Genomic DNA, 24,659 nt, shown 5'->3' on the forward strand with positions numbered 1-24,659 from the left:
TGTCAGTTGAGCCCGAGCGGGCGGGCCAGATCGGCGAGTGCATCCACCAGTTTGTCCGGTCGGGTGAGCACCTGCACGGGGACGTGGTCCGCTCCCGCATCGAGGTGCTCCTTCAATCGTGCGGCTATCGCGTCGACGGTGCCATAGGCCACCACGGCGTCGACAAGGCGGTCGCTGCCGGGCTTGGCGACATCGGCGTCGGTGAAGCCCAACCGCTTCCAGCTGTTGAGGTAATTCGTCAGGTTGAGATAGATCTCGAGCGCTTTGCGGCCGACGGCGCGGGCCTTCTCGGCGTCCGTGGTCGGCACGACCTTGTGCTCCGGTGCGATGAACGCCTCCGGCCCGAGCAGCTCACGTGCTTCGGCGGTGTGCTCGGGTGTCGTCAGATAGGGGTGCGGGCCGGCCGCGCGCTGCGCCGACAGCTTCAGCACCCGCGGCCCCAGCGCCGCAACCACCCGCCTGTCCTTGGGGACGCCGTACTCGTCGAGCTTGTCGAGGTACAGGCGCAGCGCGTCAAAGGGTTTCTGGTATTCAGCGTGCGCTTCGGGATGGCCGACTCCGATGCCGAGCAGGAACCGGCCCGGATAGGCCAAGTCGATGCGATGGAACGACTCGCTGACCGGGCCGGCGTCCGCGGTCCAGATGTTGACGATGCCCGTTGCCAGTTTGATACTGCTGGTCGCCTCCAGAATCGGCTCCACCCAGGGCAATTCGGCCGCGGGGGAGCCGCCGGCCCAGATGGCCCCGTAGCCGAGGCCTTCGATCGCCCGCAGTTGGTCCGCGCTGAGTTGTTGCCACATCGAGTGGTGGCCGAAGGCGCCGTACCTGCCGAGATCCGGTTTCGTCATGGTCGCTGCAACCCGTCGGCGTCGCCCGGCTATTCCGTTGTGGCCGCAAGCTCTGCCGGCGTCGACGCATCCGGACCGGGAGCCACCAGGGGCAGCAGCACGATGAATTTCGTGTGCCCGGGTTCGGACTCGACTCGTAGGTCCCCGTGGTGCTTCTCCACCACTATCCGACGGGCCAGGTCCAGGCCGAGGCCGGTGCCCTCGCCGAACGGCTTGGTGGTGAAGAACGGGTTGAAGATGTTGCCGATGATGTCCTCGGGAATGCCTGGCCCGTCGTCGCAGATCTCAACGCGGATCATCTCTTCGTTCTCACGCATGGTCCGCAACGTCAACGTGCCGCTACCACCCATCGCCTGGATCGCGTTGTCGATGATGTTCGTCCATACCTGATTGAGATCACCTGGGTAACAGAGCAACTCGGGTATCGACTTGTCCATTTCTTTGACGACCTTGACCGGCCGGTCCTTGCCGACCTTCTCGCCGAACATCATCAACGTGCTGTGCAGTAGCTCATGGACGTCGGCGGACTGGTATGGGGCACGGTCCATCTGCGAGTACTGCTTGGCGCCGGCGAGCAGCGCCGAGATCCGTTTGCTGGCCTCGGCGATCTGGTTCATCAGCAGTTCGGTGTCGATCGTGTATTTCAGCCAGCCGATGGCGCCCTGCAACGACGCCGAAGCTTGCTCTTCTCCCAACACCTCATCGACCGAGGCGGACACCCGTTCCAGCCAATCGGTGTCCAGCCCGGCGTCGACGAAAGTCGGTGCGTAATCCCATCCGCCGGTGATGCCGTGTCCCTCGAGCCATTCGCCGATCGCTTCCTCCCGATCGGCGGCCTCCAGCGCGGTGAGTTCGGTGGCCTTCGATTTGGCGACCTGCTCGGCGACCTCGTCCTGCATCCGCACCAGCACGCACAAGGCCTCCGGGCTGAACTTCCCGTCGGCCAGCATCGACAGCTTGTGCCGCATCTTGCCGACCCGGTCACGCAGATCTGCCACAGCACGGGCAGTTGCCGCCGCGGGATTGTTGAGTTGATGGGTCAGTCCCGCCGAGAGCTGTCCCAGCGCCAACAACTTCTCGCGCTGGCCGATGATCTGGCTGTGCCGTCGGCCGCCGACCAGGTGTCCCTCGAGCAGATGCACGGCCATCGGGAATTCCGACTGCATGAAGCGCGCAAACGCATCCGCGTCGAGCACGAAGAACCGCGACGGCTTGGTGACGCGCACCGAGGCGGAGTAGGCCGCTTCGGCACCGGGGATGTACGCCGACCACGCCCCGCAGTACACGCCGCGCTGCGACGTGCGGTTGGTCTCGATGTCAAGGCCTCCTGAGCGCTTCGACATCACCAACTCACCGTCGATCAACACGTAGAAACAGGTCGCCGGCTCGCCCTCCACCACGACGGGGCCGGGCTCGAACGTCTGGATGTGCCCGTTCTCGCACAGGATCTGAAGCTGCGCGTCGGTCAGCTTCTCGAACAGGAACAGTGTCCGCAGTTCGTCAGGCAGGCACTGCGGTGAGTTGCCCATGTCGTTCCTCCTATGCCGCGTCGGCGGTGCCGACAATCACGCTTCGTGGCGGTGCCGACAATCATGCTTCGTCGGCGGTGCCGACAATCACGCTTCCGCCAGGTACCGGTGCACCAACATCACCGCCATCGACCCTTCGCCGACGGCGGCCGCCACCCGTTTGGCGGATTCAGAACGCACATCTCCTGCAACAAACACACCGGGCACGCTTGTTTCCAGATGGTGCGGCGGGCGGTCCAAGGTCCACCCGGCGACCTTCGTCACGTCCGGGCCGGACAGGATGAACCCGTGGTCGTCCTTGGCCACCAGGTCCAGCCATTCGGTCCGTGGTTCGGCGCCGATGAAGCAGCACATCCGGTCGCAGTTGACGCGTCCCTTGGCGCCCGTTTGCTTGTCGAGCAGAACAAGGCCCGCGAGATGGTCGTCCTCGCCGAAGGTGTCGACGACCTCGGTGCAGGTGCGAACGTGGATCTTGGGGTTCTTCTCGATGCGATCCACGAGATAGTGCGACATCGACGCGGCCAGCGACGGACCGCGCACCAGCAGGGTCACCGACTTGGCCTTCTCCGACATGAAGATGGCGGCCTGGCCCGCCGAGTTGGCGCCCCCCACGATGTACACGTCCTCGCCCGCGCATTCGGAGGCCTCCGACACCGAAGCGCCGTAGAAGACGCCGCGGCCGATGTAGTTGCATGCGTTCTCGTCGGGGTCGTCCCAGCAGCCCGGGACGTCGCGCAGCTGGCGGTAGGCGACGCCGGTGGCGAGGATGACCGCTCGGGCGGCGATGGTTCCGCCGTCGGCGAATTCGATGGTCCGCGCGGCACCGCTGTCGTCGGCATGCATCCTGACCGCCTTGCGCGTGGTGATGACTTCGGCGCCGAAGCGCTCGGCCTGCCTGCGGGCCGAGGTGGTCAGTTCGGCGCCCGAGATGCCGGTCGGGAAGCCGAGGTAATTCTCGATTCGCGAACTGCGGCCGGCCTGGCCGCCGGTCGTCGTCGCCTCGATCAGCACGGTCTTCAGGCCCTCCGAGGCGCCGTACACCGCCGCCGCCAGGCCAGCGGGCCCGCCGCCGATGACGGCCAGGTCATACAGCTCGAGCGCGGGGTTGGTGGACAGCCCGAGCATCGCGGCCAACTCGGCGTCGGTCGGCTCGACCAGCGTCTCGCCCTGTTCGGTGATCACCACCGGGAGCCGGTACTCGTCGAGCCCGGCCGCGTCCAGAAGCTGCTTGCCCTTCTGCTCGTCGGCCATGAACGAGCGGAACGAGTGTTGGTTGCGCGCCAGGAACTGGCGTACCTGCCACGATCGCTCGTTCCAGCGGTGGCCGATCACCTTGGTGTGGGGAATCGCGCGGTCGCCGGTCTCGCGCCAGGCCTCGATGAGCGCGTCGAGCACCGGGTAGAGCTTCTCTTCCGGCGGGTCCCAGGGCTTGAGCAGATAGTGGTCCAGGTCGACGACGTTGATGGCGTCGATCGCGGCGTGGGTGTCCGCGTATGCGGTGAGCAGCACCCGGCGGGCCATCGGGTAGATGTCCATCGCCTCTTCGAGGAAGTCGATACCGCTCATCTGCGGCATCCGGTAGTCGGCGACGAACACCGCGACGGTCTCGCCGCGCAGCTTCAGCTCGTTGAGTGTCTCGAGCGCGTCGGGTCCTGATTCGGCGCGCACGATGCGGAAGTTCTCGCCGTAGTGGCGTCGCAGATCGCGGGCGACCGCGCGCGACACGGCAGGGTCGTCGTCGACGGAGAGGATCACGGGCTTGCGAGGTTGCGGAGTGGCGCCGGTCATCGTGATCAAGTATGCGCCGGTTGTCCAGCGGATATAGTGGTGAATCCAGTCGCTGTGAGATGGTCGTCCGGCGATTTTGGGGCGAGCGCTCCAGCAGGTAATATGGACCAACGGTGCGGTGATCGCGCCGACTCTTGCGTGCCCTGTTCTGGAATTTCTGGCTACTGGCTCACGTTTTGTAGTCGGAGCGGATGCTGCGCTCGAGTAGTATCCGCCGCTCGCGGCGGAAAGGCGCCAACTATCTAGACGGACACGGAGGATCTCCGAAAACCAATGGCCAAGAAAGACGGTGCCATCGAGGTCGAGGGCCGGGTGGTCGAACCTCTGCCCAATGCGATGTTCCGCATTGAGCTGGAGAACGGACACAAGGTCCTTGCCCACATCAGCGGCAAGATGCGGCAGCACTACATCCGCATCCTGCCCGAGGACCGCGTCGTGGTGGAGCTGTCTCCCTACGACCTGTCCCGGGGCCGCATCGTTTACCGGTACAAGTAACCAGACCATCGACGAGCGCTTGCGCGAGTCGACTACAGAGAGCACAGGGGATCGAACAAGCCGTGAAGGTGAACCCGAGCGTCAAGCCCATTTGCGATAAGTGCAGGGTGATCCGTCGGCATGGGCGGGTCATGGTTATCTGCTCAGATCCACGCCACAAGCAGAGACAAGGCTAGTCGGCGATGAGCGCTTGCGCGAAGTGGGGCCCCCGCCCGAAGGGCAGGGGACAAATAGCTTGAGCTTCCGCTTCCGCTCAAAACACAACTCAATGACGAACTCCCAGCACCACTGAGCGGATACGCCGCTCGACACGTCCGGCACGGAGGCCGGACCCCATCACGAAGAGGGAACGGGCTGGGACCAGACCTCCGCAGAGAAGAAGGAACACTGCCTGATGGCACGTCTCATGGGCGTCGACCTCCCGCGCGACAAGCGCATGGAGATCGCGCTGACCTACATCTACGGCGTCGGCCGTACCCGGTCCCAGGAGATCCTGGCGGCGACCGGTATCGACAAGGACCAGCGCACCAAAGACCTCACCGATGATCAGGTGACGGCACTGCGCGATTACATCGAGGGCAACCTCAAGGTGGAAGGCGATCTGCGTCGCGAGGTGCAGGCCGACATCCGCCGCAAGATCGAGATCGGCTGCTACCAGGGTCTGCGGCACCGCCGCGGCCTTCCGGTGCGCGGTCAGCGGACCAAGACCAATGCGCGCACCCGTAAGGGACCGAAGCGCACTATCGCGGGTAAGAAGAAGGCCAGGTAAGAGAGATGCCTCCAGCTAAGAAGGCCGCCGCCCCCAAGAAGGGTCAGAAGACCCGTCGCCGGGAAAAGAAGAACGTCCCGCACGGCGCCGCGCATATCAAGAGCACGTTCAACAACACGATCGTGACGATCACCGATCCGCAGGGCAACGTCATCGCCTGGGCGTCGTCGGGCCACGTGGGCTTCAAGGGCTCGCGTAAGTCCACGCCGTTCGCCGCGCAGCTGGCCGCCGAGAACGCCGCCCGCAAGGCGCAGGAGCACGGCGTGAAGAAGGTCGACGTGTTCGTCAAGGGCCCGGGCTCGGGCCGCGAGACCGCCATCCGGTCGCTGCAGGCCGCCGGTCTCGAGGTCGGCGCGATTGCCGATGTCACGCCGCAGCCGCACAACGGCTGCCGTCCGCCCAAGCGGCGTCGGGTCTAGGGAGGAACTAAGTCATGGCTCGTTACACCGGACCCGCGACCCGCAAGTCACGCCGCCTCGGCGTCGACCTGGTCGGCGGCGATCAGTCGTTCGAGAAGCGCCCCTACCCACCCGGCCAGCACGGCCGCGCGCGGATCAAGGAGAGCGAATACCGCCTGCAGCTGCAGGAGAAGCAGAAGGCCCGCTTCACCTACGGCGTGATGGAGAAGCAGTTCCGTCGCTACTACGACGAGGCGGTGCGTCAGCCCGGCAAGACCGGTGACAACCTGCTGCGCATCCTGGAGAGCCGCCTGGACAACGTGGTGTACCGCGCCGGCCTGGCGCGCACCCGCCGGATGGCCCGCCAGCTGGTCAGCCACGGCCACTTCACCGTCAACGGTGTCAAGGTCGACATCCCGAGCTACCGGGTGTCGCAGTACGACATCATCGACGTGAAGGAGAAGTCGCTGAACACCGATCCGTTCGTGATCTCGCGGGAGACCGCGGGTGAGCGGCCGATCCCGTCGTGGCTTCAGGTCGTCGGCGAACGCCAGCGCATCCTGGTGCATCAGCTGCCGGAACGCGCTCAGATCGACGTCCCGCTCACCGAGCAGCTGATCGTCGAGCTCTACTCGAAGTAAGGCTTCCCAAGCCGTCCCGATGGCGGTCTGGGGTCCCCAGCGAAGCTAGGGGAGTTTGCGGCATCAAATAGCGGGTGCCGTAGAGGAGGAAAGAAACACATGCTGATCTCTCAGCGACCCACACTGTCCGAAGAAGTCAGTGCCGAGAACCGCTCCCAGTTCGTCATCGAGCCGCTGGAGCCCGGTTTCGGTTACACCCTTGGCAATTCGCTTCGGCGCACGCTGCTGTCGTCCATCCCGGGCGCGGCGGTCACCAGCATCCGCATCGACGGGGTGCTGCACGAGTTCACCACGGTGCCGGGCGTCAAGGAAGACGTCACCGACATCATCCTGAACCTCAAGGGCCTGGTCGTGTCGTCCGAGGAGGACGAGCCGGTGACCATGTACCTGCGCAAGCAGGGCCCGGGTGAGGTCACCGCCGGCGACATCGTTCCGCCCGCGGGTGTGACGGTGCACAACCCCGAGATGCACATCGCCACCCTCAACGACAAGGGCAAGCTCGAGGTCGAGCTAGTCGTCGAGCGCGGTCGTGGCTACGTCCCCGCCGTGCAGAACAAGGCGTCGGGCGCCGAAATCGGCCGCATTCCGGTCGATTCCATCTACTCGCCGGTGCTCAAGGTCACCTACAAGGTGGAGGCGACCCGCGTCGAGCAGCGCACCGACTTCGACAAGCTGATCCTCGACGTCGAGACGAAGAACTCGATCACCCCGCGTGACGCGCTGGCATCGGCCGGTAAGACGCTGGTCGAATTGTTCGGTCTGGCACGGGAACTCAACGTCGAGGCCGAGGGCATCGAGATCGGCCCGTCGCCGGCCGAGGCCGACCACATCGCCAGCTTCGCGCTGCCGATCGACGACCTGGACCTCACGGTGCGGTCGTACAACTGCCTCAAGCGCGAGGGTGTGCACACGGTGGGCGAGTTGGTGGCCCGCACGGAGTCCGACCTGCTGGACATCCGCAACTTCGGTCAGAAGTCCATCGACGAGGTGAAGATCAAGCTGCACCAGCTGGGTCTGTCGCTCAAGGACAGCCCGGCCACGTTCGATCCGTCCGAGGTCGCCGGCTACGACGTCGCCACCGGTACCTGGAACAGCGACGCCGGTTACGACCTGGACGACAACCAGGACTACGCCGAAACCGAACAGCTCTAACAGAACGAACCGTCCCGGTCCTACCTGATACGGGGGCCGGCCCCATTTAGGAGATAGTCGCAATGCCCAAGCCCACCAAGGGTCCTCGTCTCGGCGGGGGCTCCGCTCACCAGAAGGCGCTCCTGGCCAATCTGGCCACCGCGCTCTTCGAGCACGGCCGGATCAAGACGACCGAGCCGAAGGCGCGGGCGTTGCGGCCCTACGCGGAGAAGCTCATCACGCACGCCAAGAAGGGCACGCTGCACAACCGGCGTGAGGTGATGAAGAAGATCCGCGACAAGGACATCGTGCATGTGCTGTTCGCCGAGATCGGTCCTTTCTTCGCCGACCGCGACGGTGGCTACACCCGCATCATCAAGGTCGAGAACCGCAAGGGCGACAATGCGCCCATGGCGGTCATCGAGTTGGTGCGGGAGAAGACGGTGACCTCCGAGGCCAACCGTGCTCGCCGGTCTGCCGGCGCACAGAAGGCGGCCGATCAGCCCGTCGCTGCAGCGGCCGCGCCGCAGGCGGCCGTGGAGCCGGAGGCCACCGAGGGCCCGACGGAGACAGAGACGGTTGAGGAGGCAAAGGCGGATTCGACCGAAGCCACCGAGGCCGAGGCGCCCGCCGACGAGGCCGAGACGGCCGAAGCCGAGGATGACGACAAGTCCTAGTAGTGCTGTGAACGAACCCGCCATCGGCAACGGTGGCGGGTTCGTTCGTCTCCGGCTCGACATCGCCTACGACGGAACCGAATTCGCGGGGTGGGCGGTGCAGGCGGGGCAACGCACCGTCAGTGGTGTCCTCGAAGACGCGCTGTCAACGGTGTTCCGCATCCCGGTGGCGCTGCGGGCGGCAGGCCGCACAGATGCCGGGGTGCACGCCACCGGTCAGGTCGCGCATGTCGACGTGCCGGAGGATGCGTTGCCGAACGCCTATCCACGCGCCACACGTCCCGGCGACAGCGAATTCCTGCCCTTGGTGCGAAGGCTCGGGCGGTTCCTCCCTCAGGACGTTCGGGTACTCGACGTTGTTCGGGCCGCACCGGGTTTCGACGCCCGGTTCTCCGCGCTCCGTCGGCACTATGTCTACCGGTTGTCGACGGCGTCGTACGGGGTCGAACCGCACGACGCGCGCTACGTGACCGCCTGGCCGCGACCCCTCGATGTCGCGGCGATGAGCGTGGCTTCGCGGCAGTTGTTGGGTCTGCACGACTTCGCCGCATTCTGCCGCCACCGCCAAGGCGCCACCACCATTCGCGACCTGCAGCGCCTCGACTGGTCGAGCGAGGGCTCCCGGGTCACCGCTCATGTGACCGCCGACGCGTTCTGCTGGTCGATGGTCCGGTCGCTGGTGGGTGCGCTGCTGGCGGTCGGCGAACACCGCCGCGAGATCGGTTGGTGCGCCACACTGTTGACGGCCGAGCGACGCTCCAGCGAATTCGCGGCCGCACCACCGCAGGGCCTGACGCTCGTCGGCGTCGACTATCCGCCCGACGACGAACTCGAGGCCCGCACCAAGGTCACCCGCGACCTGCGCGTCGCCGAAGAGTGATTTCGCTCGTCAGATTCGGCCCGAAATGAAATCCGCGGCCTGGTTGACCATTCCCGCGTTGATGTAGGCCCTCGCCGCGTGGTCGGGCCAGTTGCCTTCCCAGGTCTTGGGCTCGGCAGGGTTGCAGATCGGGTCCGCGCCGTGGCAGAGCTCAATGGTGCGCTCCCGGTAGAGCGGGCTGAAGTTGGTGATCGGACCCACCCACGCGGCCCCGTTTCCGAACAGCGCGATCGCCGCGATATGCCGGTCCATGCCCGGTGGCAGCGGCTTGTCGAAGCCGAACGCCGCAATAGGCGCGGCCAGCACAACGTCGGTGACCGCAGCGCCCAGCGAATAGCCGCCCAGCACCAGCCGGGTGTCGGGGCAACGGCCGGCCATGTCCTGGATGCGCGAGCTCATGTCGTTCGCGCCGATGTCAATCTCGTAATCGGCGGGATAACTGACGGCGTAGAGGTTGACGTTCTTGTCGGTCTTGTTGCGCAGGGCGCTGATGAGCGCGTTACCGACCACTCCCGCGCCGGGCGATTCGGTACGGCCGCGCGCGAAGATGAGCTCGGCCTCGGGACACGACTGAGCCGCGGCCAGCGGCACGGCCTCCCGCTGGCCGGTGATGGCGGGCGCGATGAGTCCGGCCGCGGCAAGAACGACTGCACCTACGAGCAGCGTCCCCCGACGGCCCCAACGGTGAACAAGATCACTTTGCACCCCGCCGATCTTAACGGAACTAATCAACGCGCGAGTAGACAGATTTGCTACGCCGTCGGTGCGGTCAGACGAGACCGGCGACGAAATTCGCCGCCTGCTGAACCATTCCGGAGCTCACGTAGTCGTTGTGCGCGAACGGGTTGCGTCCGCGTGAGCAGATCGGATCGCCGTCCTTGCAGAGGTCGATCGCCCGGCCCGCGAACACGGAGCTGGTGATCGGGTTGCTGAACTTGGTTGCCGGGTTTCCGAACACCGCGACGGCGGCGATGTTGGGCACCAGGCTCCTGGGTAGCGGAGGAGCCGAACCCACCGAGCCGATCTTGTTGCCGAGCGGAGGCACGCCGGCCAGCATGTCGATGACCGCGGCCCCCTGCGAGTAGCCACCGAGCACCAGGCGGGTCGACGGGCACTGCTGCGACATCATCGCGATGCGGTTGGTCGCGTCGGTCGCGCCGTCGGCGGCGGCCAGGAAGTCGTACGAGGCGGGATAGTTGACCGCGTACGTGCTGAGGCTGCGGCCGCTGGTCAAGCTGCGCAGCGCGTTGGCGAACGCCGTGCCGGGTGTCCCGAGGCCCGGCGTGTCGTCGGTGCCGCGGGCGAAGATCACCTCGATGTCGGCGCACGAAGAGGCCGAAGAGTCCGAGGAGTCCGAGGAGCCGTATCCGGGCGTGGCCGCCGACCCGGGCGCGGGGCCGGAGCCGTATCCGGGGCTGACCGGTCCCGGCGGGGGACCGGGTTGGGCCGCCGACAGCGGGGCCACGCCGCCGACGAGGGCGACGACAGCGGCCGCGGCGGCCGCCAGTCGGGCCGTCTCACGCAGCAAAGTCACGCGGACATACTCACATATCGACGGGGCCGTCGGCCAACAGTTTGCCTTGACGAGGACGCTCAGCCGCCCCGCTGCTCATTCCCCTGGCGGTCGGTGAAACGGTGACCGGCGGGGCGTCCCGCCGGGCTTAGGCTGACCGCGGGGGGAGTGATGACAGGGCGGTCGACCACAAAACTGCAGATCAGCGGACACCGGTTTCTGCTGCGGCGGATGGAACACGCTCTTGTGCGCGGTGATGTCGGGATGCTCGACGATCCGATGCGCGCGCAGGCGCTTTCTCTGCTGGTCGGCGGCGTGCTCGCGGTCATCGCGATCGGGGCATGCGCCGTTCTCGCGTTCCTTTCGCCACGAGCAGCGCTCGGCGACGTCCCGATCGTCATGGTGGATGATCCGGTGCTGTGCGGGCCGTGGCGGTGGTCGGCCGGCTCGAAATCCGTTGCCACCGCGACCATCACCGTCGGCTCACTTCCCCTGCGGGCACGCACCTCCGGTACAGCTCGCGCAGGCCGACGCCGCAGGCGCCGAGATCGACGGTTTCTCGATGGGCGAGGGACGCAGCGCGTACGTCCGAGCGGTCGGCGTGAGCGGCGACGGGGCACGGAACGGAACGCTGTACCTGGTCAACGACGCCGGTGTGGTGTTCGGTATCCGCGAGGAGGAAACGGCCGAGCGGCTCGGCCTGACCGGCGAGCCGGTACCGGCACCGTGGCCGCTGCTGGCGCGACTGCCACGAGGACCGGAACTCAGTGTCGCGGCCGCTAGTCGCGCGGGACGGCCTGAAAGCTCCGTACCGCTTACCCGACAGCGTCGTTGCGATCTCGAGGACTGGATCGACTACGCCGCAGCTGAGGTGACCGATTTCTTGTGCCCGGCTTCTAGACCCGGGCAGTCACCATCTCGCGGTGTGTACGGGTCTGGGAGTTACCGAAGGGTGTGGCAAGAGGCCGCTTTATGTAGCGGATTCAAAACGCGGGCATGGCGCAAGCTCAGAGCGCAAGTCATATGTGAAACCCACCTGTTGGCTGCAACCCCCGGCTGCGTCCGCATCACCACAAACGGCAGACCACGTCACCCCACGCTCACTACGACCAGACCTAACGATGGTCCACTCAAACCTGAGTGGCGCCTGCGCACACTGCAACGGAAGTCGCGGCAACAAGAGAATCACCACACGGCGTGACTAACGCACACAACCCCGCCGCCGGCACTCGCTTTTTGGGGTCCCGGATACGCGTGGCTAGTGTCCGCGATCTCCCCCCACGTTTTTCCACCACCACCACCACCGCTCGGACGGGCCGAAATGACAACTAACAATGACCGTTCCAACTGAGGCCCGCGTTCGGGAGAACGTGCGCGAGGAGATCGCGGTGGGGCCGGCATGGGACATCAAGAGCGTCCGGGACAACGTCTCAGTCGCGCACCACGAGCGGCAATGGCTCGCCTCCCCCGCGACCGAATCCCAGATACAAACGTGGCGCGGCCAGGTCCGTGGCGCGCTCGGTCTACCAGTTGATGCCGAGCACCCGAGTGCTGAGACGCCGGACGTGGAGTCCCCTCAGGGCGGTGCGCGATGACCGGCATTCTCGACACGCCTCTGCCCGAAAACTCAACGCTGACGATGCTTCCCGCGCGTCTAGCCGCTGCTTGTTCGGAAGTCGTATTCAAGGTTGTGCAGCCGAGTCTCGACCATCATCAACTCGCCGGCCAACAGCACGATGAGCCGGAACGCGTCGAACAGCGTCGGGTCAGCGGAGAGAGTTCGCAGCTCCTGCTGGATGGTCCGGCTGGACGTCAGATGCTCGGGGATGTCGATCGCGGTGATATCGCGAACGACGTCGCCGAGGGTACGGGGCTTATCATCCACGGCGCGTCTCCTTCTGTTGGTGTGGGCACATCAACGCTAGGAGATGCGCGGCACGGGCCGGTTGATTCCGGCCCGGGCCGTCCGGTTCTGGACGATCAGTTTCTACTCGCATTCGGCGGCTACGTCTTGGGAGTCATGGAAGGCAGTAGTGGCGGCATCGGCGAAAGAGCGGATGAGTGCAACACTTCACTGAATGACTACCAAGCGGGCTTCGGCTTTGCGCGAACTAAGATGGCCGAACTCTCCGATCCTGCATCGACGCCTGAAGACCTAACTGCGATCACACTCGACATCGAGCAGCATTGGAGCAGACCGCACGACGAAGTCCTGAATATCTGACCCCTATATAAGGGAAGTTTCGTGAATTGGAACTCGCTCGCACTTGGGCTGATACCGGTCAGCAGCTTGCCTCAGAGTGCTTTGCAAGAAGCTGCAGTCCGGACCATGTCAACGAGTTAGCTGATGCGTCGCGAGAAGCCGCTGTGGCCCTGCAGAATGACGTCAACCGGGTAGATGGGTGGAGCCTGCGGGACTGGATTGGCTACGCCCTGCAGCGGTTGTGGTGACCAGTAAAGCCCTATCTAGCACGGCACACTGAATCGGCCCGGTCGCGTTGTGGGAAAGGCGGCGCGCGGTGCAGGACTTCATGAACTTCGGGCAGGTCCTACAGAACCAGCCCGTTGCGTTGGCAATTTGAAAAAGTTGAAATCAAGGGTCCGGAAGCGTCCCGCCGCGCGTGCGCCGATACCACTCCCGGTGGCGGCTGCACTTTGCTTCCCAGCAGGAGAATCCGCGTTTCTCTTCCACCGGCCCCTCTGTATCACTTGGTAGTACTCGGATTCGCCACATTCCGGGCAGTCGTTTGGTGTGTGCACTTCGTAGCTCATAGTCCGCAGGTTATGTCGCCGAGAGCAGTGAAAGGGCGGGTAGTCCGGTGACAACAAGCCGCCGGGCGATCAACTTCAAAGAAAGACACGGTAAGGCCGTAACATTCGGGTACGAATTGACCACCCTAATTGAGGACGTGATGTGATGCCTGACATTGACGAACCCGAAGTGCCGTCCAGCGTCGAGCATGTCGGCAAGTGGGAGATGACTCAAATTGGCAGGGCGAGAAAACTGGCGTGGCCCTCTGAATACTCCGGATATCCAAAAGTTGACGAGAACGGTCAAGAGCGGCAGGACCTTGTCCGCGCCTTTGTTCTGCAGGGCGCTGGCGGACAACTTAAATTCCCCGGAATCGAAATTAACGTTCGAGGAGAGTTCTCGCTTAACGAGGCCCGCCTGGTGGCCGCCGCAATTCGAGCCTTAGCAGACAAGATCGAGCAAGAATTCGGGGACGACTAGATCGGCGCGTCCTTCGTGAATAGTGACGAGCCGACAAGCCTGTCCGCACAATGGACGGCCTTGTCAGCTCTGACACTTAACCTGGTTGCTATGGGTTTGCAGGACGACGCCGCACGCATGCTTGTTGAGGCGCTCAGCAGACGCCGCCTGGGCACTAGCATGGCGCACGGAATGACTCCATCTGTTTCCATAACGGCATACCCGCACGCGACCGTGTACTTCAAGCTCGACGGCCTCGGCGGACTCCGCACGGAGTTCGTGTTCGACGGCCGGCCTCCGGAGATTTTGAACTACATGCCAACGGCCGCCGACGCTGATGCATTGGCTGATTACACTCTCAAGCGGGTTGCTGGGGAGGGCGGCCGCCCACCGGCGTGACGACACGATGCGAGTCCCGGCGTTCTTCTGCCTCTTAGCTGCATCTATGGTAGGTCCAATGCAAATTGTCAGCTCGTAGGTCTATCGTTGCCAATGCCGGGCACCGCAGTGCCGGCCGCGGATCGCCAGCGGTGCTGCCACCGCCCTCCCTGCGGGGATCGGCCCGCGGCGGCTCTCAGGTGTCCGGCTTCTTTGGGCAAGATTGACAAGGGAACCAAGGCATCTCGCAGGTCAGCCTGTTCTCAGGCATCGACATAATTCCGAGCGGGATCGCGCAATTCTCGCTGTTGCGTATCTTGCTCCAGATGCTGAGTAAGTAGCTGGCCTCCGTGTAGCCAAAGGCGCCGTCTGGCCATGTTGCGGCTTTGAGGAAGCCTCCGAAAAGGTCTGCCGCCTGACTTTCGAGGTACTGGTCGGCAGACACCCAACGCAAGCCTTGTTCCATATGAAAGGGAATGCGTGGGTCTTTCGCGACCTGCTCGCGGATATATGCATCAGTGGTGTTGTGGTCGTGCCCTCGGACATGGCCGAACCGCGTCCACAGGCGGGCATCCGGGCCCTGCCAGTTTCTGGCTGCCCATGCGATTGATTTGTACATGGTGAAGGCGACGTAGTTGTAGAACCGAGGGACGTCGTTCACGTACGACGCGGGATCGAGCTCGTTCTTGATGGCGTAGACATAGCACACCTTCAACTCGTCGACGGCAGACAAAACGTCAGCCGCCCGCCGACGGCGATCATGAGTCTTTACATGGTCCTTCCACGAAAGCACCTTCTTGGTCGGAACTCCGAAATCAGACCTGAGCGTCGTCACAGCTTTTCGTAGGTCTACAGCACCCCTATCCGTAACTAGCACAGCTGCCATACCGAAGATGGGACTCGACCCCGCGCCGGGCGACCCCCGGTCGCCGGTTTCGTCTACATACGCCCATACGCGCCGCTGCGGTGGCATGGTGGGCGATGATACTGGCAGGTCAAGCCAAACAAATGGTCCTGGGCAGGTCGAGCCGCAGCAAGATTCGGCCCGCCACCAGGAGAGAAGATGGCGGGCCGAGGGGAGGACTTCAGATTACTGCGGCGGTGACGCCGCTCCGCGCACCAATTGGATTTTGCTCCCGAAACGCGGTGACTTGCTCGGCGCTCACCCCGCTTGTGCTGGTCGCTAGCAGTATCAGTTCATCCCTCAACACCTGCCGTTGCCGTTCGAGTCGGGCGGTATTCATAACGCGCAGGCAGTTGACACAGTCCATCTCGACCCACAACAGACCTGTCTCGGGGTCTTCGTACTCTTGATCGCGGACCTCGCCGGGCGTGAGGAAGCCCCTGCGTTATCTGAGCACTCTTGCCGGGGAGGGAGTTCCATTTCGTCGCCGCAGATCGCCGGGATGTGCGTTCGGCCCGATTTCCTGGCTTCGTCTTCGCCGCGGGTCCACCACCCATATTGCAGGTAGGGATTGTGGGGCAGCGAACCGTCCGGTAGTGGCGTCGGATGCGTTCGCGCGTATGCCGCGTGGCAACGGTGAGTGGAGACAACTCTCTCCGCTGAACGCGCAGAAGCTCCGCACGGAAATCAGTCGAACGAGAACCAAGAAGTTGACGTACGGGTAGCCGTTGATGTCGAAGGCGGTGTACGGGAGCGGGACCCGATCCCGATTGGAGTCCCGCCCCGCACAACCAGCCTTATTTAGTTGTCGGCCTCCTTCGCGGCGGCCCGATCCAGCGCTGCCTTGACCAGCGCGGCGAAGGTGCCCAGGGCGCCCAGCACGACGCCGGCGGCCAGCAGCGCCTTCTGCTCATCCTCGTTAAGTTCCGCCATTAGCGGACCTCCTTCTTTATCCGTGTCGAAACACAGGAAGAAAGTCCGTTGTTCTCATACGGAGAACCCAGAGCAATTCCAGGTGCTAACCTGTCGGCGCATCTACCCAATGCAACCCAGGTGACCCTCGGCCCGGTGGACTACCCCCGGGAAGGGGGTCTTCCTTTTGTCGTGATCCGACGCACGAAACACTACCCCTAGTGTCCGACATTGCTAAGGAATACAACATCTTCTGAATGACACTCTTGAAACTCCCAGCGTGTCGGTCCCAGATACCCACGCGCTCGGGCGTGTCGCGTGTTGCGGTAGCAGGCTTTTCTCGGACAGGCGTTAAAGGCTTCCACTGCTCGGGGCTGACATACTCGCCTACGTCGGACTGTCGGTGGCATCAGATGCGACCAACTGATTGCGAGTCGGTATTCCAGTCCCCCGGGGTGCGTGATCTTCGGTTCGACACAACGGAGCACTTATGTGTGGGTGCCGACGAACGAGGCCCCAGCGAAGAGCCACGACGAAGCACCTTTCGGTGGAGGACAGTGCTCCACCCAGGTTTTGGACGGGGATAGTCCGGTTTGAGACCTCCAGCGTGGGGTTGCTGGAAGTATTCACAGACCGACACGGTAGACGATCCGCAGATCGTTGCCAGGCTGAAATAGGGCCGATCGTCAAAACGTCTGCCAGTTGAGGCGTTTCGTGGATAATCGACAGCACGGTGCCGAGCGCGTCGCGGGCACGAACTCGTAGACAGCATAGAACGCTTACGGAGGCGCGGTGGAAGTCCTGGACCGCAAGTATGGCGTCAACAATTTCATGACGCAGATAGGTAGCGATGACTACTGCGCAGTCATCGACACTGACGGCGAGTTTGTGACGGTGAATTGGTCGACTGGTCTAAAGGTCTGGGAGTTCTTTGAAACGACAACCTCGCACCAAGATGTAACCCATAGCTTCATTACCTACGGTCTCGGGAAACACCAGATCGAGTCCACAAAATATCCGATTTTCTATCCGGACATCTTGATGACGAGCGCTTTCGAATCCGAATGCAACTTTCTCAGGCTTGATGTTTCTGAAACTCGAACTTTTGAATGGCAGTCTCTGCTTGCACCGTCGGGACCAATTCTGATTGGAATGGGAGACAGGATCGATGAACTTCGACATCCCCTACAGTGGGGTCGAATCGAAAGTTATATCAGAGACACCGTTAATAAGGACGATTTGGTGGGCTTAATAAAACACACACTTGTCAGCCGCTATATTGAGCCTCGGTGTATAGAATGAAGTGCAAGAAGTCGACGCAGGCGACCGCGCAGTCGTTGACAATCACGACCGAAGCCGTCTCGGAGTTGGGGCGATGTCAAGTTTCGGCCAGCGGGCGTGATGCGCAGAAAGTCACAGCGAGGAACTGGACGAACAGCCCGTACGAAATAGCAGTTCTGGCAAAGTGCGGCAATGATCTCCGTTACTGCGATTCTGACGGCACCACTGACGTGCAGTGGAATCCTGATGATTTCACAGTTCCGAGCAACAAGCCGGGGTGGGGTACGCCTCAGTTTGTGACCGAAAGCCGGTCCAAGCCCATTAAGAGTCTTCGTCGATCCACCGATCAAATTATCGATACCACAGTGAATTGGGGCTACCCGGGCACGACGCTCGCGGCGAGCGAGTCAATCTCGATCTCAGTAGACACCGTCGAGCCCGAGAGTTAGGGAGCTCGCCGTCGAAGGAAGGCGGCGCGAAATGGTTTTTACGGTTTTTACGTCGATTGCGCCGAACATTTTCGCTGTTCTCTTTTGGCTGATCGCCCCTGTGATTACTTACGACGTTGCAGATCGGCTAAAGGGCAAGATCCAGGCGCACTTAATCAGAGATAAGCAAACTAATACGACCAACGCTCTGTCGTTAGATCAGATGGATAATTACGTAACTTGGTCGTCTGACTTGATACAAGTGATTCCAGCGGGACTTCTACCTGTGGTCAGCGCGATTATCGGTTCATCTGGCGAGCTCAGCGCCGTTGCAGCAGTGGTTATCAGCTTGGTTGCTGTCGTCGCTATGCTTATTGTTTTCTTCCGAGTTGCGGCCGCCGACCCGACAATCTATACACGCACGACGAAGTTCAAACGTAAAAAGTTTCCTGGATACCAAAAGGTTCCGATCTTCGCTATTGTCATCAATTTCGCTGCAGCCGCCGCGATCCTTGTTATTTCTTTCCATGCCGTTGAGAATTTCTGCACATGGGTCGGACAAATGATCGACGTGGCGTCCGACTAACTCTATGCTGTCCGCCTAATTTATTAAGTTCTCGGTTAGAAGAGTGATCCTTGTCGAGGGGGATCGTCGCATTCAAGCACTTGCTGCCAAAGCATGTCATCTACTACATGTTGTCTTCTACAACTTCGACGAGATCGAGTACACCGTCCGGCAGGAGATCCATGCCACGTCGGCCCGGTTGAACGGCGCGCTCGAGGACGTGCGCGCTCAGATCGCGCCGCTGCAGGAAGCGTGGACCCGCCAAGCGGCCGACGCATATCGCATCGAACAGGCGAGATGGGAGCAGGCGGCCGGCGCGCTCAACGAGATCCTGATCAGCCTCGGCAATGCGGTTCGCGATGGCGCCGACGACGTCGCCGCGACCGACCGCAGCGCCGCGAACGCTTGGGGGTCGTGACCCCGGAAGATGCCTGTGCGGTCCCGAGTGGAGGGGAGCCACCGGGATCGCACGGTTCGCGCCACCGTGGTCGAGGAGAGCGGCCACGGTGGCGCATACCGCCTACTCGCAGGCGACCCCGTCGCCGTCGCGGTCCAGGTGCTCGGCGTAACCGTCTTCACCCTGCAGGATCGGCGCCACCCCGGCGTCCCGCGCAGCGGTGCAGTTCTTGTAGTACACGTCGGCAGACGCGGTCGCAGCGCCGGCCGCGGTTGCGGCGACGACGAATGCGGCGACGATCAAGCCACGAATCATTTTCACTCCATTGCGATGTTGAATTTCCGGATGCGAGACGGCCGGTTTGCTGCCACCCCCGCGACGACGCTAGGGCGGTGGAAGTGAAAAGGAATCCGGGATTTCCCTATGTTCGGGTCAGGCTCGCGGTGATCGGACGAGCCCAACGAGGCACCGTTTTGACCTGCGACGACGCCCGCAGGTAAGCTGCCTGGTTGGCGTGCGGTAAGCACGGGTCCTCGGGTCAACGTCGGTCGCCGAGATCAACCCCTCCGCAAACGCCTGACCGGCACCCGGTCACCGGGACTCGAAACCCGACAGGGCAAAAGGAAGGTAGCGCTGTGCCTACGTACACGCCGAAGGCGGGTGACACCACACGTTCGTGGTACGTCATCGACGCCACCGACGTGGTGCTCGGCCGGCTCGCCGTCGCGGCAGCGAATCTGCTGCGGGGCAAGCACAAGCCGACATTCACGCCGAACGTCGACGGTGGCGATTTCGTCATCGTCATCAATGCCGAGAAGGTCGCCATCGGCGGCGACAAGCTGCAGAAGAAGTTCGCCTACCGCCACTCGGGTTATCCCGGCGGCCTGCGCAAGCGTTCGCTCGGCGACGAGATGGAAAAGCACGCCGACCGGGTCGTCGAGAGGGCGATCCTCGGCATGATTCCGCACACCAAGCTGGGCCGTCAGATCCAGAAGAAGCTGCGGGTCTACGTCGGGCCGGATCATCCGCATACCGCCCAGCAGCCGATTCCGTACGAAATCAAGCAGGTGGCCCAGTGACTCAGCCAGAGACGACCGTTGACACCACCGAAGCAACGACCGATGCAGCGGTCGAAGCGGCTCCCCGTGAGCCCGTCTTCATCGATCGCCCGATCCAGACCGTCGGCCGCCGCAAAGAGGCCGTGGTCCGGGTGCGCCTGGTTCCCGGCACGGGCAAGTTCGACCTCGACGGTCGCAACCTCGAGGACTACTTCCCGAACAAGGTCCACCAGCAGCTGATCAAGGCCCCGCTGGTCACCGTCGACCGGCTGGAAAGCTTCGACATCTACGCCCACCTCGATGGTGGTGGCCCGTCCGGTCAGGCGGGCGCGCTGCGCCTGGCCATCGCGCGTGCGCTGATCCTGGTGCAGCCCGAGGACCGGCCCGCGCTGAAGAAGGCCGGCTTCCTGACCCGCGACCCGCGGGCCATCGAGCGCAAGAAGTACGGCCTGAAGAAGGCCCGTAAGGCGCCTCAGTACAGCAAGCGCTGATCAAGCCGCGAAACCGCCGGGTGTGCACCGCATACCCGGCGGTTTTCGTTTCCAACGAAAGGACGCCGGGATTGATTTAGCGCCCACGAGTAACGCTCTGCGCGGGGCGACGCGATGTGGGAGTAGAGGGTCCGACCTGCGGCGTATGCCAGAACTAATTGTCGCCTCAGTTAATTAGCCGGTCGCAGAATACCCACGACGCGCAATCTTTATTCCAAGATCCCGGTTTGACTTCCCGATTGATCGTGGAACCCAGACCCCCGGAAGCAGAGGCGCCTTTCGCGCCAGGGCAGGCAGACCCTGCCACCGGGGCATTCGCCCGTCGGGGGCCGGATCCGCTGCTTCCTGACAGGAAGGAATATCTCATGCACAACATCGTGAAGAGGGCGTCTGCAGGCGCCGTGATGGGAGGATCGCTGCTGTTCACCGCGGGCTTGGGAATTGCCCAGGCCCAGCCGCTGAACCTGCAGGACGGCCTGGTCAACGTCGCTGTCGGCGATGTGACCATCCTCGAAGACGTGAACGTCGGCGTGGCCGCGAATGTGGCTGCCGCGATCTGCGGTCTCGAGGTCGGACCGGTCAACGTGCTGGCCGAGTCGGTTGACGCCGACGGCGGTACCGAGACGGTCTGCGACGTCACGGGCGGCCCCATCAACCTCACGCAGAACGCCGGTACTCCGGGTCAATCGGGTCAGGCGCCGGGCGGCGGCCCCGCTCAGGCTCCGGGCAACCCGACCCCGGGCGGTCCGGCTCGCTAAAACCGGATGACACACCGCCCGCATCCTCAGTGATGCGGGCGGTGTTTTCTGTCGGGTCTCGGCCGAGTACCAGTTCGACGTAGAGATGGTTGATCACCTCGTCGGTTGTGTCTTCGCCGGGCAGGTATGAGAAGTTTGTCGGCATGCCTCGACTGTTCGGCACCGACGGAGTGCGCGGCGTCGCCAACCAGGACCTGACCGCTGAGCTGGCGCTGGCGCTCGGCTCCGCGGCGGCGCGCCGGTTGGCCAGCTCCGGCGGGCACGCGAGGCGAGTGGCCGTCGTCGGGCGTGACCCGCGGGCCAGCGGAGAAATGCTCGAAGCGGCCGTCATCGCGGGCCTGACCAGCGAGGGTGTGGACGCACTGCGCGTCGGGATACTGCCGACGCCGGCGGTCGCCTACCTGACCAGCGCCTACGACGCGGACTTCGGCGTGATGATCAGCGCGTCGCACAATCCGATGCCCGACAACGGCATCAAGATCTTCGGCCCGGGCGGGCACAAGCTCGACGACGCCACCGAGGACCGGATCGAAGAACTGGTCACCCAGGGTCCGGTGAACCGGCCCACCGGCGCGGGGATCGGGCGCGTGGTGGATGCCGAGGATGCTTTGGACCGCTATCTCCGGCACGTCAGCAAGGCCGTGACCACCAGGTTGGACCAGCTCACGGTCGTCGTCGACTGCGCCAACGGCGCCGCTTCGGCCGCCGCGCCGCACGCCTACCGCGCCGCGGGCGCCAACGTCATCACGATCAACGCAGCGCCGGACGGCTTGAACATCAACGACCGCTGCGGCTCGACCCACATGGAGACGCTGAGGTCCGCGGTCGTGTCTCACGGTGCCGATCTCGGGCTCGCGCACGACGGCGATGCCGACCGGTGCCTTGCCGTCGACGCGCACGGCCGCGTGATCGACGGCGACGCGATCCTGGTAATCCTCGCCCTCGCCATGCAAGAGAGCGGCGAACTGACGTCGAACACGCTGGTGGCGACCGTGATGAGCAACCTGGGACTGCATCTGGCGATGCGGGCGGCCGGGGTCGAGGTCCGCACCACCAGCGTCGGGGACCGTTACGTTCTGGAGGAACTGCGCGCCGGGACGTATGCGCTCGGCGGCGAGCAATCCGGACATATCGTCATGCCCGCCTTGGGCACAACAGGCGACGGCATCGTCACCGGGCTGCGGCTGATGTCGCGAATGGCGCAGACCCGCACTCCGCTCGCCGTGCTCGCTGAGCCGATGCGGACCCTGCCCCAGGTTCTGATCAACGTCAAGGTCGCGGACAAGGCGACCGTGGCCGACGCTCCGTCGGTCCGTACCGCGGTCGCCGAGGTGGAAGCGCAACTCGGCGACACAGGCCGAATCCTGTTGCGCCCGTCCGGAACCGAGCAAGTCGTGCGCGTGATGGTCGAGGCGGCCGACGAAGACACCGCGCGGCAACTGGCGGTGCGGGTCGCCGAGCAGGTCAGCGCTCAACACTAGAGGGGAACCCGCGAGGGTCCCTGCGCGTCCAACCTTTACATGGGAGCAAGGGACGCGTCCCGCGTCGACGTCGCCGCGTTGTTGAGCATCGCGGATCAGTATGAGGTCGTCGTCGACATCGTCGACGGGGCTGTGCGGACGCATCTGAGCGACTTGGTGTTTGACGGTGCCGGTGCCGGCCGGGCGTATGTCGCGCATGGTGACGCGGTGCGGTCCGCGGCCGAGGATGTCGTGGGCCAACTGCGGCGATGGTCGCGGGCGGCGGCGGAGATCGCCGCAGCGCTACGGGTTTCCGCCGACCGATACGTCGAAGCCGATGAGCGCGCCGCACGCAGGGTGGGCTGAGATGGCCGAAGCGTTCGACGTCGCCGCGCGTTTGGCGGACGGGATGCCCGGTGTCGCCGATATCGAGCAGTACGTGCGGGCGTGCCAGTCTCTGGGCTACCAGCATCCGGATCTGACAGCGCACCCGGCGCAGGTGCGCGACTGGTATGTCAACGAAGAAGGCATGGATCTTGGTGCGCTTGACACCGATTGCGTTGCACTGCGGGCCGCAGCGACGGCGGTCGGCGACGCGCTCGCTCGCCAGGAGGATCAGCTCGGCAGGCTCATGACGGCCTGGCAGGGCGCTGGCGCGAACTCGTCTCGGGAGTTCCTGCGCCGCCACAGTGAAGCGTCCGCCCTCGCGGCCGCGGCGGTGGGCACTGCGGCACAGGCCTATGCCGATCTGCGCGACCGCCTTTGGCGGGCCGTGGACGGCAAGGTCGCGACGGTGCTGGCCGTCGGTGACGGCGTGCAGGGTCGACGCGCCGACTGGCTGGCGGCGTCGCACACTGTCACTACGGGCGCCGGGGACCGGGCGGTCGCCAGCGAGCTCGTGGACCAAGAAGTGAAGCCGTTCGTGGACAACGTGATCGGCGGTCAGTGGCTTGCGGCGATGCGGGCAGCCGTCGACGCGGTGGAGGCGGCTTACCAAGCGGTGCAGGCGGAACTCGCCTCGGAGGCCGAAGCGACGTTCGATGTGCCGGGCGAAATCGGACCGGCATGGACTCCACCGCCGGTGAACGAGGGCGCCCTACCGACGGCACCCGTGGGAACCGTTACCGCGGCGCCTGTTTCGGGCGCTGTGCCCGGCGCGTCGGCGTCCGTCATACCGGCGGCATGGGGGGCGCCCGCGACCGCTGCACCGGCGCCCGCTGCCGCGCCGACTGCGGCGCCGATGCCGCCAGCCGCCGCGCCGCCTCCAGCCGCGCTACTGACCGACGCCGCAATGGCGCAGCCGGCGGCCGCCCCGTCGCTGCCCTCCCTGGGCGGGGGAGTGCCCGACTTCGGAAGTGGCATATCGAGTTTCGGCCAGCAGCTCGGCGACATGCTCGGCGGATTGCTCGGCGATGGTGCCCTCAATGAACCCATGGAGGTTGACGAGCCGCCGGAGCCGACCGAGCCCGACATCGACGACGGGCTCGATGTCGACGATCCGGACATCGACGAGCCCGGCAGTGAAGACGGCGATCCTGACGAGGAGACCGACGAAGCGGCGGACAGCGAGGAGGTGCCGGACGCCTCCGGCGACCCGGGCGCGGTCGAGCCAATTTGTGCAACCGAGCCGCCGAGCGAGGCCGATGTTCCACCGCCTGACGAGTCGGCGGCGACGCCACCGCCTGAGCCCCTGCCGGCGGAACCTTTGGCGGTCACGCCGGAACCGCCTTCCGATCCACTGCCTGCCGGATCGGATTCCGGGACACCGTGTGAGATCGCCGCCGATGAACAACCCCAGGTGGGGGAGTGACGTTCGGCGTCAGAGCCGGACATCGCGCAGATTCGAGGGCCTATTCCAGCCAGTCGGGACCGTTGACCAGTAGTCGCAAGCACTCGGCCGTCACCAATCGATCGCGATGGGTCGTGCCGCAGTGCTCACACCAGCGATGAACCATGCGGTGATCAGTCCGTCGGCGCCCGCGGCTCAGGATCATCGCGACCCCTGCTCCCGTGGTTGTCCGGCGGTAGGCCAGTGGCCGCGGGGGGTGTGCACAAATTCCGGTGTTGTGTTGCAGCCCATAAGTATCAGAGTTCATAGCTGCATCTCCTTCGAGAGTGAAACCTGGATACCCACAGGTGTGCCGTTT

Annotated in this window: 31 protein-coding genes and 1 pseudogene; 24 read left to right on the plus strand and 8 right to left on the minus strand. The window is 64.2% G+C overall.

The genetic code is table 11. The features are described from left to right. Positions 1 to 2: 2 nt before the first annotated feature. The 3 genes from AU187_RS17895 to AU187_RS17905 all read right to left on the minus strand — a co-directional run bounded on the left by AU187_RS17895 (position 3) and on the right by AU187_RS17905 (position 4,165). On the minus strand, positions 3 to 848 hold the full coding sequence (locus AU187_RS17895) for an LLM class F420-dependent oxidoreductase (RefSeq protein ID WP_059167053.1): 846 nt from the start codon (positions 846 to 848) through the stop codon (positions 3 to 5). 29 nt (positions 849 to 877) lie between these two features. Further along, positions 878 to 2,377: an ATP-binding protein gene (locus AU187_RS17900; RefSeq protein ID WP_059167054.1), complete on the minus strand. Its 1,500-nt coding sequence runs from the start codon at positions 2,375 to 2,377 to the stop codon at positions 878 to 880. Positions 2,378 to 2,464: 87 nt separating this feature from the next. Then, positions 2,465 to 4,165: an NAD(P)/FAD-dependent oxidoreductase gene (locus tag AU187_RS17905; protein ID WP_059167055.1), complete on the minus strand. Its 1,701-nt coding sequence runs from the start codon at positions 4,163 to 4,165 to the stop codon at positions 2,465 to 2,467. A gap of 273 nt (positions 4,166 to 4,438) precedes the next feature. On the opposite strand from AU187_RS17905, the gene infA reads away from it, so the two are divergent. The 8 genes from infA (at position 4,439) to truA (ending at position 9,156) form a co-directional block, all read left to right on the plus strand. Then, positions 4,439 to 4,660 carry a translation initiation factor IF-1 gene (gene infA / locus AU187_RS17910; RefSeq protein WP_003418601.1) on the plus strand — a complete coding sequence of 74 codons (222 nt, stop codon included), beginning with the start codon at positions 4,439 to 4,441 and terminating at the stop codon, positions 4,658 to 4,660. 62 nt (positions 4,661 to 4,722) lie between these two features. After that, positions 4,723 to 4,836: a 50S ribosomal protein L36 gene (gene rpmJ, locus AU187_RS25185; RefSeq protein ID WP_003879483.1), complete on the plus strand. Its 114-nt coding sequence runs from the start codon at positions 4,723 to 4,725 to the stop codon at positions 4,834 to 4,836. 218 nt (positions 4,837 to 5,054) lie between these two features. After that, a complete protein-coding gene (rpsM, locus tag AU187_RS17915; RefSeq protein ID WP_059101399.1) occupies positions 5,055 to 5,429 on the plus strand; it encodes a 30S ribosomal protein S13 in 375 nt (124 codons plus the stop codon). Positions 5,430 to 5,434: 5 nt separating this feature from the next. Continuing rightward, on the plus strand, positions 5,435 to 5,848 hold the full coding sequence (gene rpsK, locus AU187_RS17920; RefSeq protein WP_059101400.1) for a 30S ribosomal protein S11: 414 nt from the start codon (positions 5,435 to 5,437) through the stop codon (positions 5,846 to 5,848). A gap of 14 nt (positions 5,849 to 5,862) precedes the next feature. After that, positions 5,863 to 6,468, plus strand: a complete 606-nt coding sequence (gene rpsD / locus AU187_RS17925) for a 30S ribosomal protein S4 (protein ID WP_059167056.1) — start codon at positions 5,863 to 5,865, stop codon at positions 6,466 to 6,468. A gap of 99 nt (positions 6,469 to 6,567) precedes the next feature. Then, positions 6,568 to 7,620, plus strand: a complete 1,053-nt coding sequence (locus tag AU187_RS17930; protein WP_059101402.1) for a DNA-directed RNA polymerase subunit alpha — start codon at positions 6,568 to 6,570, stop codon at positions 7,618 to 7,620. Positions 7,621 to 7,682: 62 nt separating this feature from the next. Then, positions 7,683 to 8,276, plus strand: coding sequence for a 50S ribosomal protein L17 (gene rplQ, locus AU187_RS17935; RefSeq protein WP_059167057.1), 594 nt, complete (start codon positions 7,683 to 7,685; stop codon positions 8,274 to 8,276). Next, positions 8,260 to 9,156: a tRNA pseudouridine(38-40) synthase TruA gene (gene truA, locus AU187_RS17940; RefSeq protein WP_172800293.1), complete on the plus strand. Its 897-nt coding sequence runs from the start codon at positions 8,260 to 8,262 to the stop codon at positions 9,154 to 9,156. The genes rplQ and truA overlap by 17 nt, the downstream gene beginning before the upstream one ends. 9 nt (positions 9,157 to 9,165) lie before the next feature. Here truA and AU187_RS17945 read toward each other — a convergent pair whose 3' ends face one another. Together AU187_RS17945 and AU187_RS17950 are read right to left on the minus strand one after the other, a co-directional pair. After that, a complete protein-coding gene (locus AU187_RS17945; RefSeq protein WP_059167059.1) occupies positions 9,166 to 9,861 on the minus strand; it encodes a cutinase family protein in 696 nt (231 codons plus the stop codon). Between the two features lie 64 nt (positions 9,862 to 9,925). Next, complete coding sequence (locus AU187_RS17950; RefSeq protein WP_059167060.1) at positions 9,926 to 10,690, minus strand: cutinase family protein; 765 nt, start codon at positions 10,688 to 10,690, stop codon at positions 9,926 to 9,928. A 150-nt stretch (positions 10,691 to 10,840) separates the two neighbouring features. Here AU187_RS17950 and AU187_RS26225 point away from each other — a divergent pair. From AU187_RS26225 to AU187_RS17970, 6 genes and pseudogenes are all read left to right on the plus strand, one after another. Beyond that, positions 10,841 to 11,080: pseudogene (locus AU187_RS26225) on the plus strand (type VII secretion protein EccB); the annotation flags it as partial. Further along, on the plus strand, positions 11,076 to 11,870 hold the full coding sequence (locus tag AU187_RS26025; protein ID WP_286132032.1) for a type VII secretion protein EccB: 795 nt from the start codon (positions 11,076 to 11,078) through the stop codon (positions 11,868 to 11,870). The pseudogene AU187_RS26225 and the gene AU187_RS26025, both read left to right, overlap by 5 nt. 133 nt (positions 11,871 to 12,003) lie before the next feature. Continuing rightward, the gene (locus AU187_RS17955) at positions 12,004 to 12,264 is read left to right on the plus strand and encodes a hypothetical protein (RefSeq protein ID WP_059167061.1); all 261 of its coding nucleotides are present in this window, start codon (positions 12,004 to 12,006) and stop codon (positions 12,262 to 12,264) included. Then, positions 12,261 to 12,893, plus strand: coding sequence for a hypothetical protein (locus AU187_RS25515; protein ID WP_156442376.1), 633 nt, complete (start codon positions 12,261 to 12,263; stop codon positions 12,891 to 12,893). The genes AU187_RS17955 and AU187_RS25515 overlap by 4 nt, the downstream gene beginning before the upstream one ends. A 693-nt stretch (positions 12,894 to 13,586) precedes the next feature. After that, entirely contained in the window at positions 13,587 to 13,901 is a 315-nt protein-coding gene (locus AU187_RS17965) for a hypothetical protein (protein WP_059167063.1), read from the plus strand. Between the two features lie 90 nt (positions 13,902 to 13,991). Continuing rightward, positions 13,992 to 14,279 carry a hypothetical protein gene (locus AU187_RS17970; protein ID WP_059167064.1) on the plus strand — a complete coding sequence of 96 codons (288 nt, stop codon included), beginning with the start codon at positions 13,992 to 13,994 and terminating at the stop codon, positions 14,277 to 14,279. 175 nt (positions 14,280 to 14,454) lie between these two features. Here the strand turns inward: AU187_RS17970 and AU187_RS17975 are convergent, their stop codons facing one another. Together AU187_RS17975 and AU187_RS26030 are read right to left on the minus strand one after the other, a co-directional pair. Then, entirely contained in the window at positions 14,455 to 15,231 is a 777-nt protein-coding gene (locus AU187_RS17975) for a DUF3800 domain-containing protein (RefSeq protein WP_059167065.1), read from the minus strand. Between the two features lie 732 nt (positions 15,232 to 15,963). Then, a complete protein-coding gene (locus AU187_RS26030) occupies positions 15,964 to 16,095 on the minus strand; it encodes a hypothetical protein (RefSeq protein ID WP_286132036.1) in 132 nt (43 codons plus the stop codon). A 771-nt stretch (positions 16,096 to 16,866) separates the two neighbouring features. Here AU187_RS26030 and AU187_RS17980 point away from each other — a divergent pair. From AU187_RS17980 to AU187_RS17990, 4 genes are all read left to right on the plus strand, one after another. Beyond that, entirely contained in the window at positions 16,867 to 17,376 is a 510-nt protein-coding gene (locus AU187_RS17980) for a hypothetical protein (RefSeq protein ID WP_059167066.1), read from the plus strand. Then, complete coding sequence (locus tag AU187_RS25520) at positions 17,373 to 17,804, plus strand: hypothetical protein (RefSeq protein WP_156442377.1); 432 nt, start codon at positions 17,373 to 17,375, stop codon at positions 17,802 to 17,804. The genes AU187_RS17980 and AU187_RS25520 overlap by 4 nt, the downstream gene beginning before the upstream one ends. Positions 17,805 to 17,835: 31 nt before the next feature. Continuing rightward, entirely contained in the window at positions 17,836 to 18,369 is a 534-nt protein-coding gene (locus AU187_RS17985) for a hypothetical protein (protein WP_059167067.1), read from the plus strand. Between the two features lie 70 nt (positions 18,370 to 18,439). After that, complete coding sequence (locus tag AU187_RS17990; protein WP_059167154.1) at positions 18,440 to 18,766, plus strand: WXG100 family type VII secretion target; 327 nt, start codon at positions 18,440 to 18,442, stop codon at positions 18,764 to 18,766. Between the two features lie 102 nt (positions 18,767 to 18,868). Here the strand turns inward: AU187_RS17990 and AU187_RS17995 are convergent, their stop codons facing one another. Then, positions 18,869 to 19,060 carry an excalibur calcium-binding domain-containing protein gene (locus AU187_RS17995; protein ID WP_059167068.1) on the minus strand — a complete coding sequence of 64 codons (192 nt, stop codon included), beginning with the start codon at positions 19,058 to 19,060 and terminating at the stop codon, positions 18,869 to 18,871. A gap of 320 nt (positions 19,061 to 19,380) precedes the next feature. On the opposite strand from AU187_RS17995, the gene rplM reads away from it, so the two are divergent. The 6 genes from rplM (at position 19,381) to AU187_RS18025 (ending at position 24,322) form a co-directional block, all read left to right on the plus strand. Next, complete coding sequence (gene rplM, locus AU187_RS18000; protein WP_059101413.1) at positions 19,381 to 19,824, plus strand: 50S ribosomal protein L13; 444 nt, start codon at positions 19,381 to 19,383, stop codon at positions 19,822 to 19,824. Beyond that, on the plus strand, positions 19,821 to 20,294 hold the full coding sequence (gene rpsI / locus AU187_RS18005) for a 30S ribosomal protein S9 (protein WP_082691846.1): 474 nt from the start codon (positions 19,821 to 19,823) through the stop codon (positions 20,292 to 20,294). Before rplM ends, rpsI begins: the two co-directional genes overlap by 4 nt. A 365-nt stretch (positions 20,295 to 20,659) precedes the next feature. Then, entirely contained in the window at positions 20,660 to 21,052 is a 393-nt protein-coding gene (locus tag AU187_RS18010; protein WP_059101414.1) for a hypothetical protein, read from the plus strand. Between the two features lie 143 nt (positions 21,053 to 21,195). Beyond that, positions 21,196 to 22,533 (plus strand): phosphoglucosamine mutase, encoded by a 1,338-nt coding sequence (gene glmM, locus AU187_RS18015; protein WP_059101535.1) that lies wholly within the window; start codon positions 21,196 to 21,198, stop codon positions 22,531 to 22,533. A 39-nt stretch (positions 22,534 to 22,572) separates the two neighbouring features. After that, a complete protein-coding gene (locus tag AU187_RS18020) occupies positions 22,573 to 22,878 on the plus strand; it encodes a type VII secretion target (RefSeq protein WP_059167069.1) in 306 nt (101 codons plus the stop codon). Between the two features lies 1 nt (position 22,879). Then, complete coding sequence (locus AU187_RS18025) at positions 22,880 to 24,322, plus strand: hypothetical protein (RefSeq protein ID WP_059167070.1); 1,443 nt, start codon at positions 22,880 to 22,882, stop codon at positions 24,320 to 24,322. Positions 24,323 to 24,659 lie beyond the last annotated feature (337 nt).

The organism is Mycobacterium sp. IS-1556 (genome assembly GCF_001499985.1).
Taxonomy (GTDB): Bacteria; Actinomycetota; Actinomycetes; order Mycobacteriales; family Mycobacteriaceae; genus Mycobacterium.

Bases quoted from the DNA above. Each gene is read 5' to 3' on its own strand.
- AU187_RS17930 (WP_059101402.1), top strand. From the start codon at position 6,568: ATGCTGATCTCTCAGCGACCCACACTGTCCGAAGAAGTCAGTGCCGAG.
- AU187_RS26025 (WP_286132032.1), top strand. From the start codon at position 11,076: ATGATCCGGTGCTGTGCGGGCCGTGGCGGTGGTCGGCCGGCTCGAAAT.
- rpsM (WP_059101399.1), top strand. From the start codon at position 5,055: ATGGCACGTCTCATGGGCGTCGACCTCCCGCGCGACAAGCGCATGGAG.
- AU187_RS17975 (WP_059167065.1), bottom strand. From the start codon at position 15,231: ATGCCACCGCAGCGGCGCGTATGGGCGTATGTAGACGAAACCGGCGAC.
- rpsK (WP_059101400.1), top strand. From the start codon at position 5,435: ATGCCTCCAGCTAAGAAGGCCGCCGCCCCCAAGAAGGGTCAGAAGACC.
- AU187_RS18010 (WP_059101414.1), top strand. From the start codon at position 20,660: ATGCACAACATCGTGAAGAGGGCGTCTGCAGGCGCCGTGATGGGAGGA.
- AU187_RS17985 (WP_059167067.1), top strand. From the start codon at position 17,836: ATGGTTTTTACGGTTTTTACGTCGATTGCGCCGAACATTTTCGCTGTT.
- AU187_RS17955 (WP_059167061.1), top strand. From the start codon at position 12,004: ATGACCGTTCCAACTGAGGCCCGCGTTCGGGAGAACGTGCGCGAGGAG.
- truA (WP_172800293.1), top strand. From the start codon at position 8,260: ATGACGACAAGTCCTAGTAGTGCTGTGAACGAACCCGCCATCGGCAAC.
- AU187_RS17905 (WP_059167055.1), bottom strand. From the start codon at position 4,165: ATGACCGGCGCCACTCCGCAACCTCGCAAGCCCGTGATCCTCTCCGTC.
- AU187_RS18020 (WP_059167069.1), top strand. From the start codon at position 22,573: ATGGGAGCAAGGGACGCGTCCCGCGTCGACGTCGCCGCGTTGTTGAGC.
- AU187_RS17900 (WP_059167054.1), bottom strand. From the start codon at position 2,377: ATGGGCAACTCACCGCAGTGCCTGCCTGACGAACTGCGGACACTGTTC.
- AU187_RS26030 (WP_286132036.1), bottom strand. From the start codon at position 16,095: ATGGCGGAACTTAACGAGGATGAGCAGAAGGCGCTGCTGGCCGCCGGC.
- AU187_RS17895 (WP_059167053.1), bottom strand. From the start codon at position 848: ATGACGAAACCGGATCTCGGCAGGTACGGCGCCTTCGGCCACCACTCG.
- rpsD (WP_059167056.1), top strand. From the start codon at position 5,863: ATGGCTCGTTACACCGGACCCGCGACCCGCAAGTCACGCCGCCTCGGC.
- AU187_RS18025 (WP_059167070.1), top strand. From the start codon at position 22,880: ATGGCCGAAGCGTTCGACGTCGCCGCGCGTTTGGCGGACGGGATGCCC.
- AU187_RS17995 (WP_059167068.1), bottom strand. From the start codon at position 19,060: ATGATTCGTGGCTTGATCGTCGCCGCATTCGTCGTCGCCGCAACCGCG.
- infA (WP_003418601.1), top strand. From the start codon at position 4,439: ATGGCCAAGAAAGACGGTGCCATCGAGGTCGAGGGCCGGGTGGTCGAA.
- AU187_RS17965 (WP_059167063.1), top strand. From the start codon at position 13,587: ATGCCTGACATTGACGAACCCGAAGTGCCGTCCAGCGTCGAGCATGTC.
- AU187_RS17970 (WP_059167064.1), top strand. From the start codon at position 13,992: ATGGGTTTGCAGGACGACGCCGCACGCATGCTTGTTGAGGCGCTCAGC.
- AU187_RS25515 (WP_156442376.1), top strand. From the start codon at position 12,261: ATGACCGGCATTCTCGACACGCCTCTGCCCGAAAACTCAACGCTGACG.
- glmM (WP_059101535.1), top strand. From the start codon at position 21,196: ATGCCTCGACTGTTCGGCACCGACGGAGTGCGCGGCGTCGCCAACCAG.
- AU187_RS25520 (WP_156442377.1), top strand. From the start codon at position 17,373: ATGAAGTGCAAGAAGTCGACGCAGGCGACCGCGCAGTCGTTGACAATC.
- rplQ (WP_059167057.1), top strand. From the start codon at position 7,683: ATGCCCAAGCCCACCAAGGGTCCTCGTCTCGGCGGGGGCTCCGCTCAC.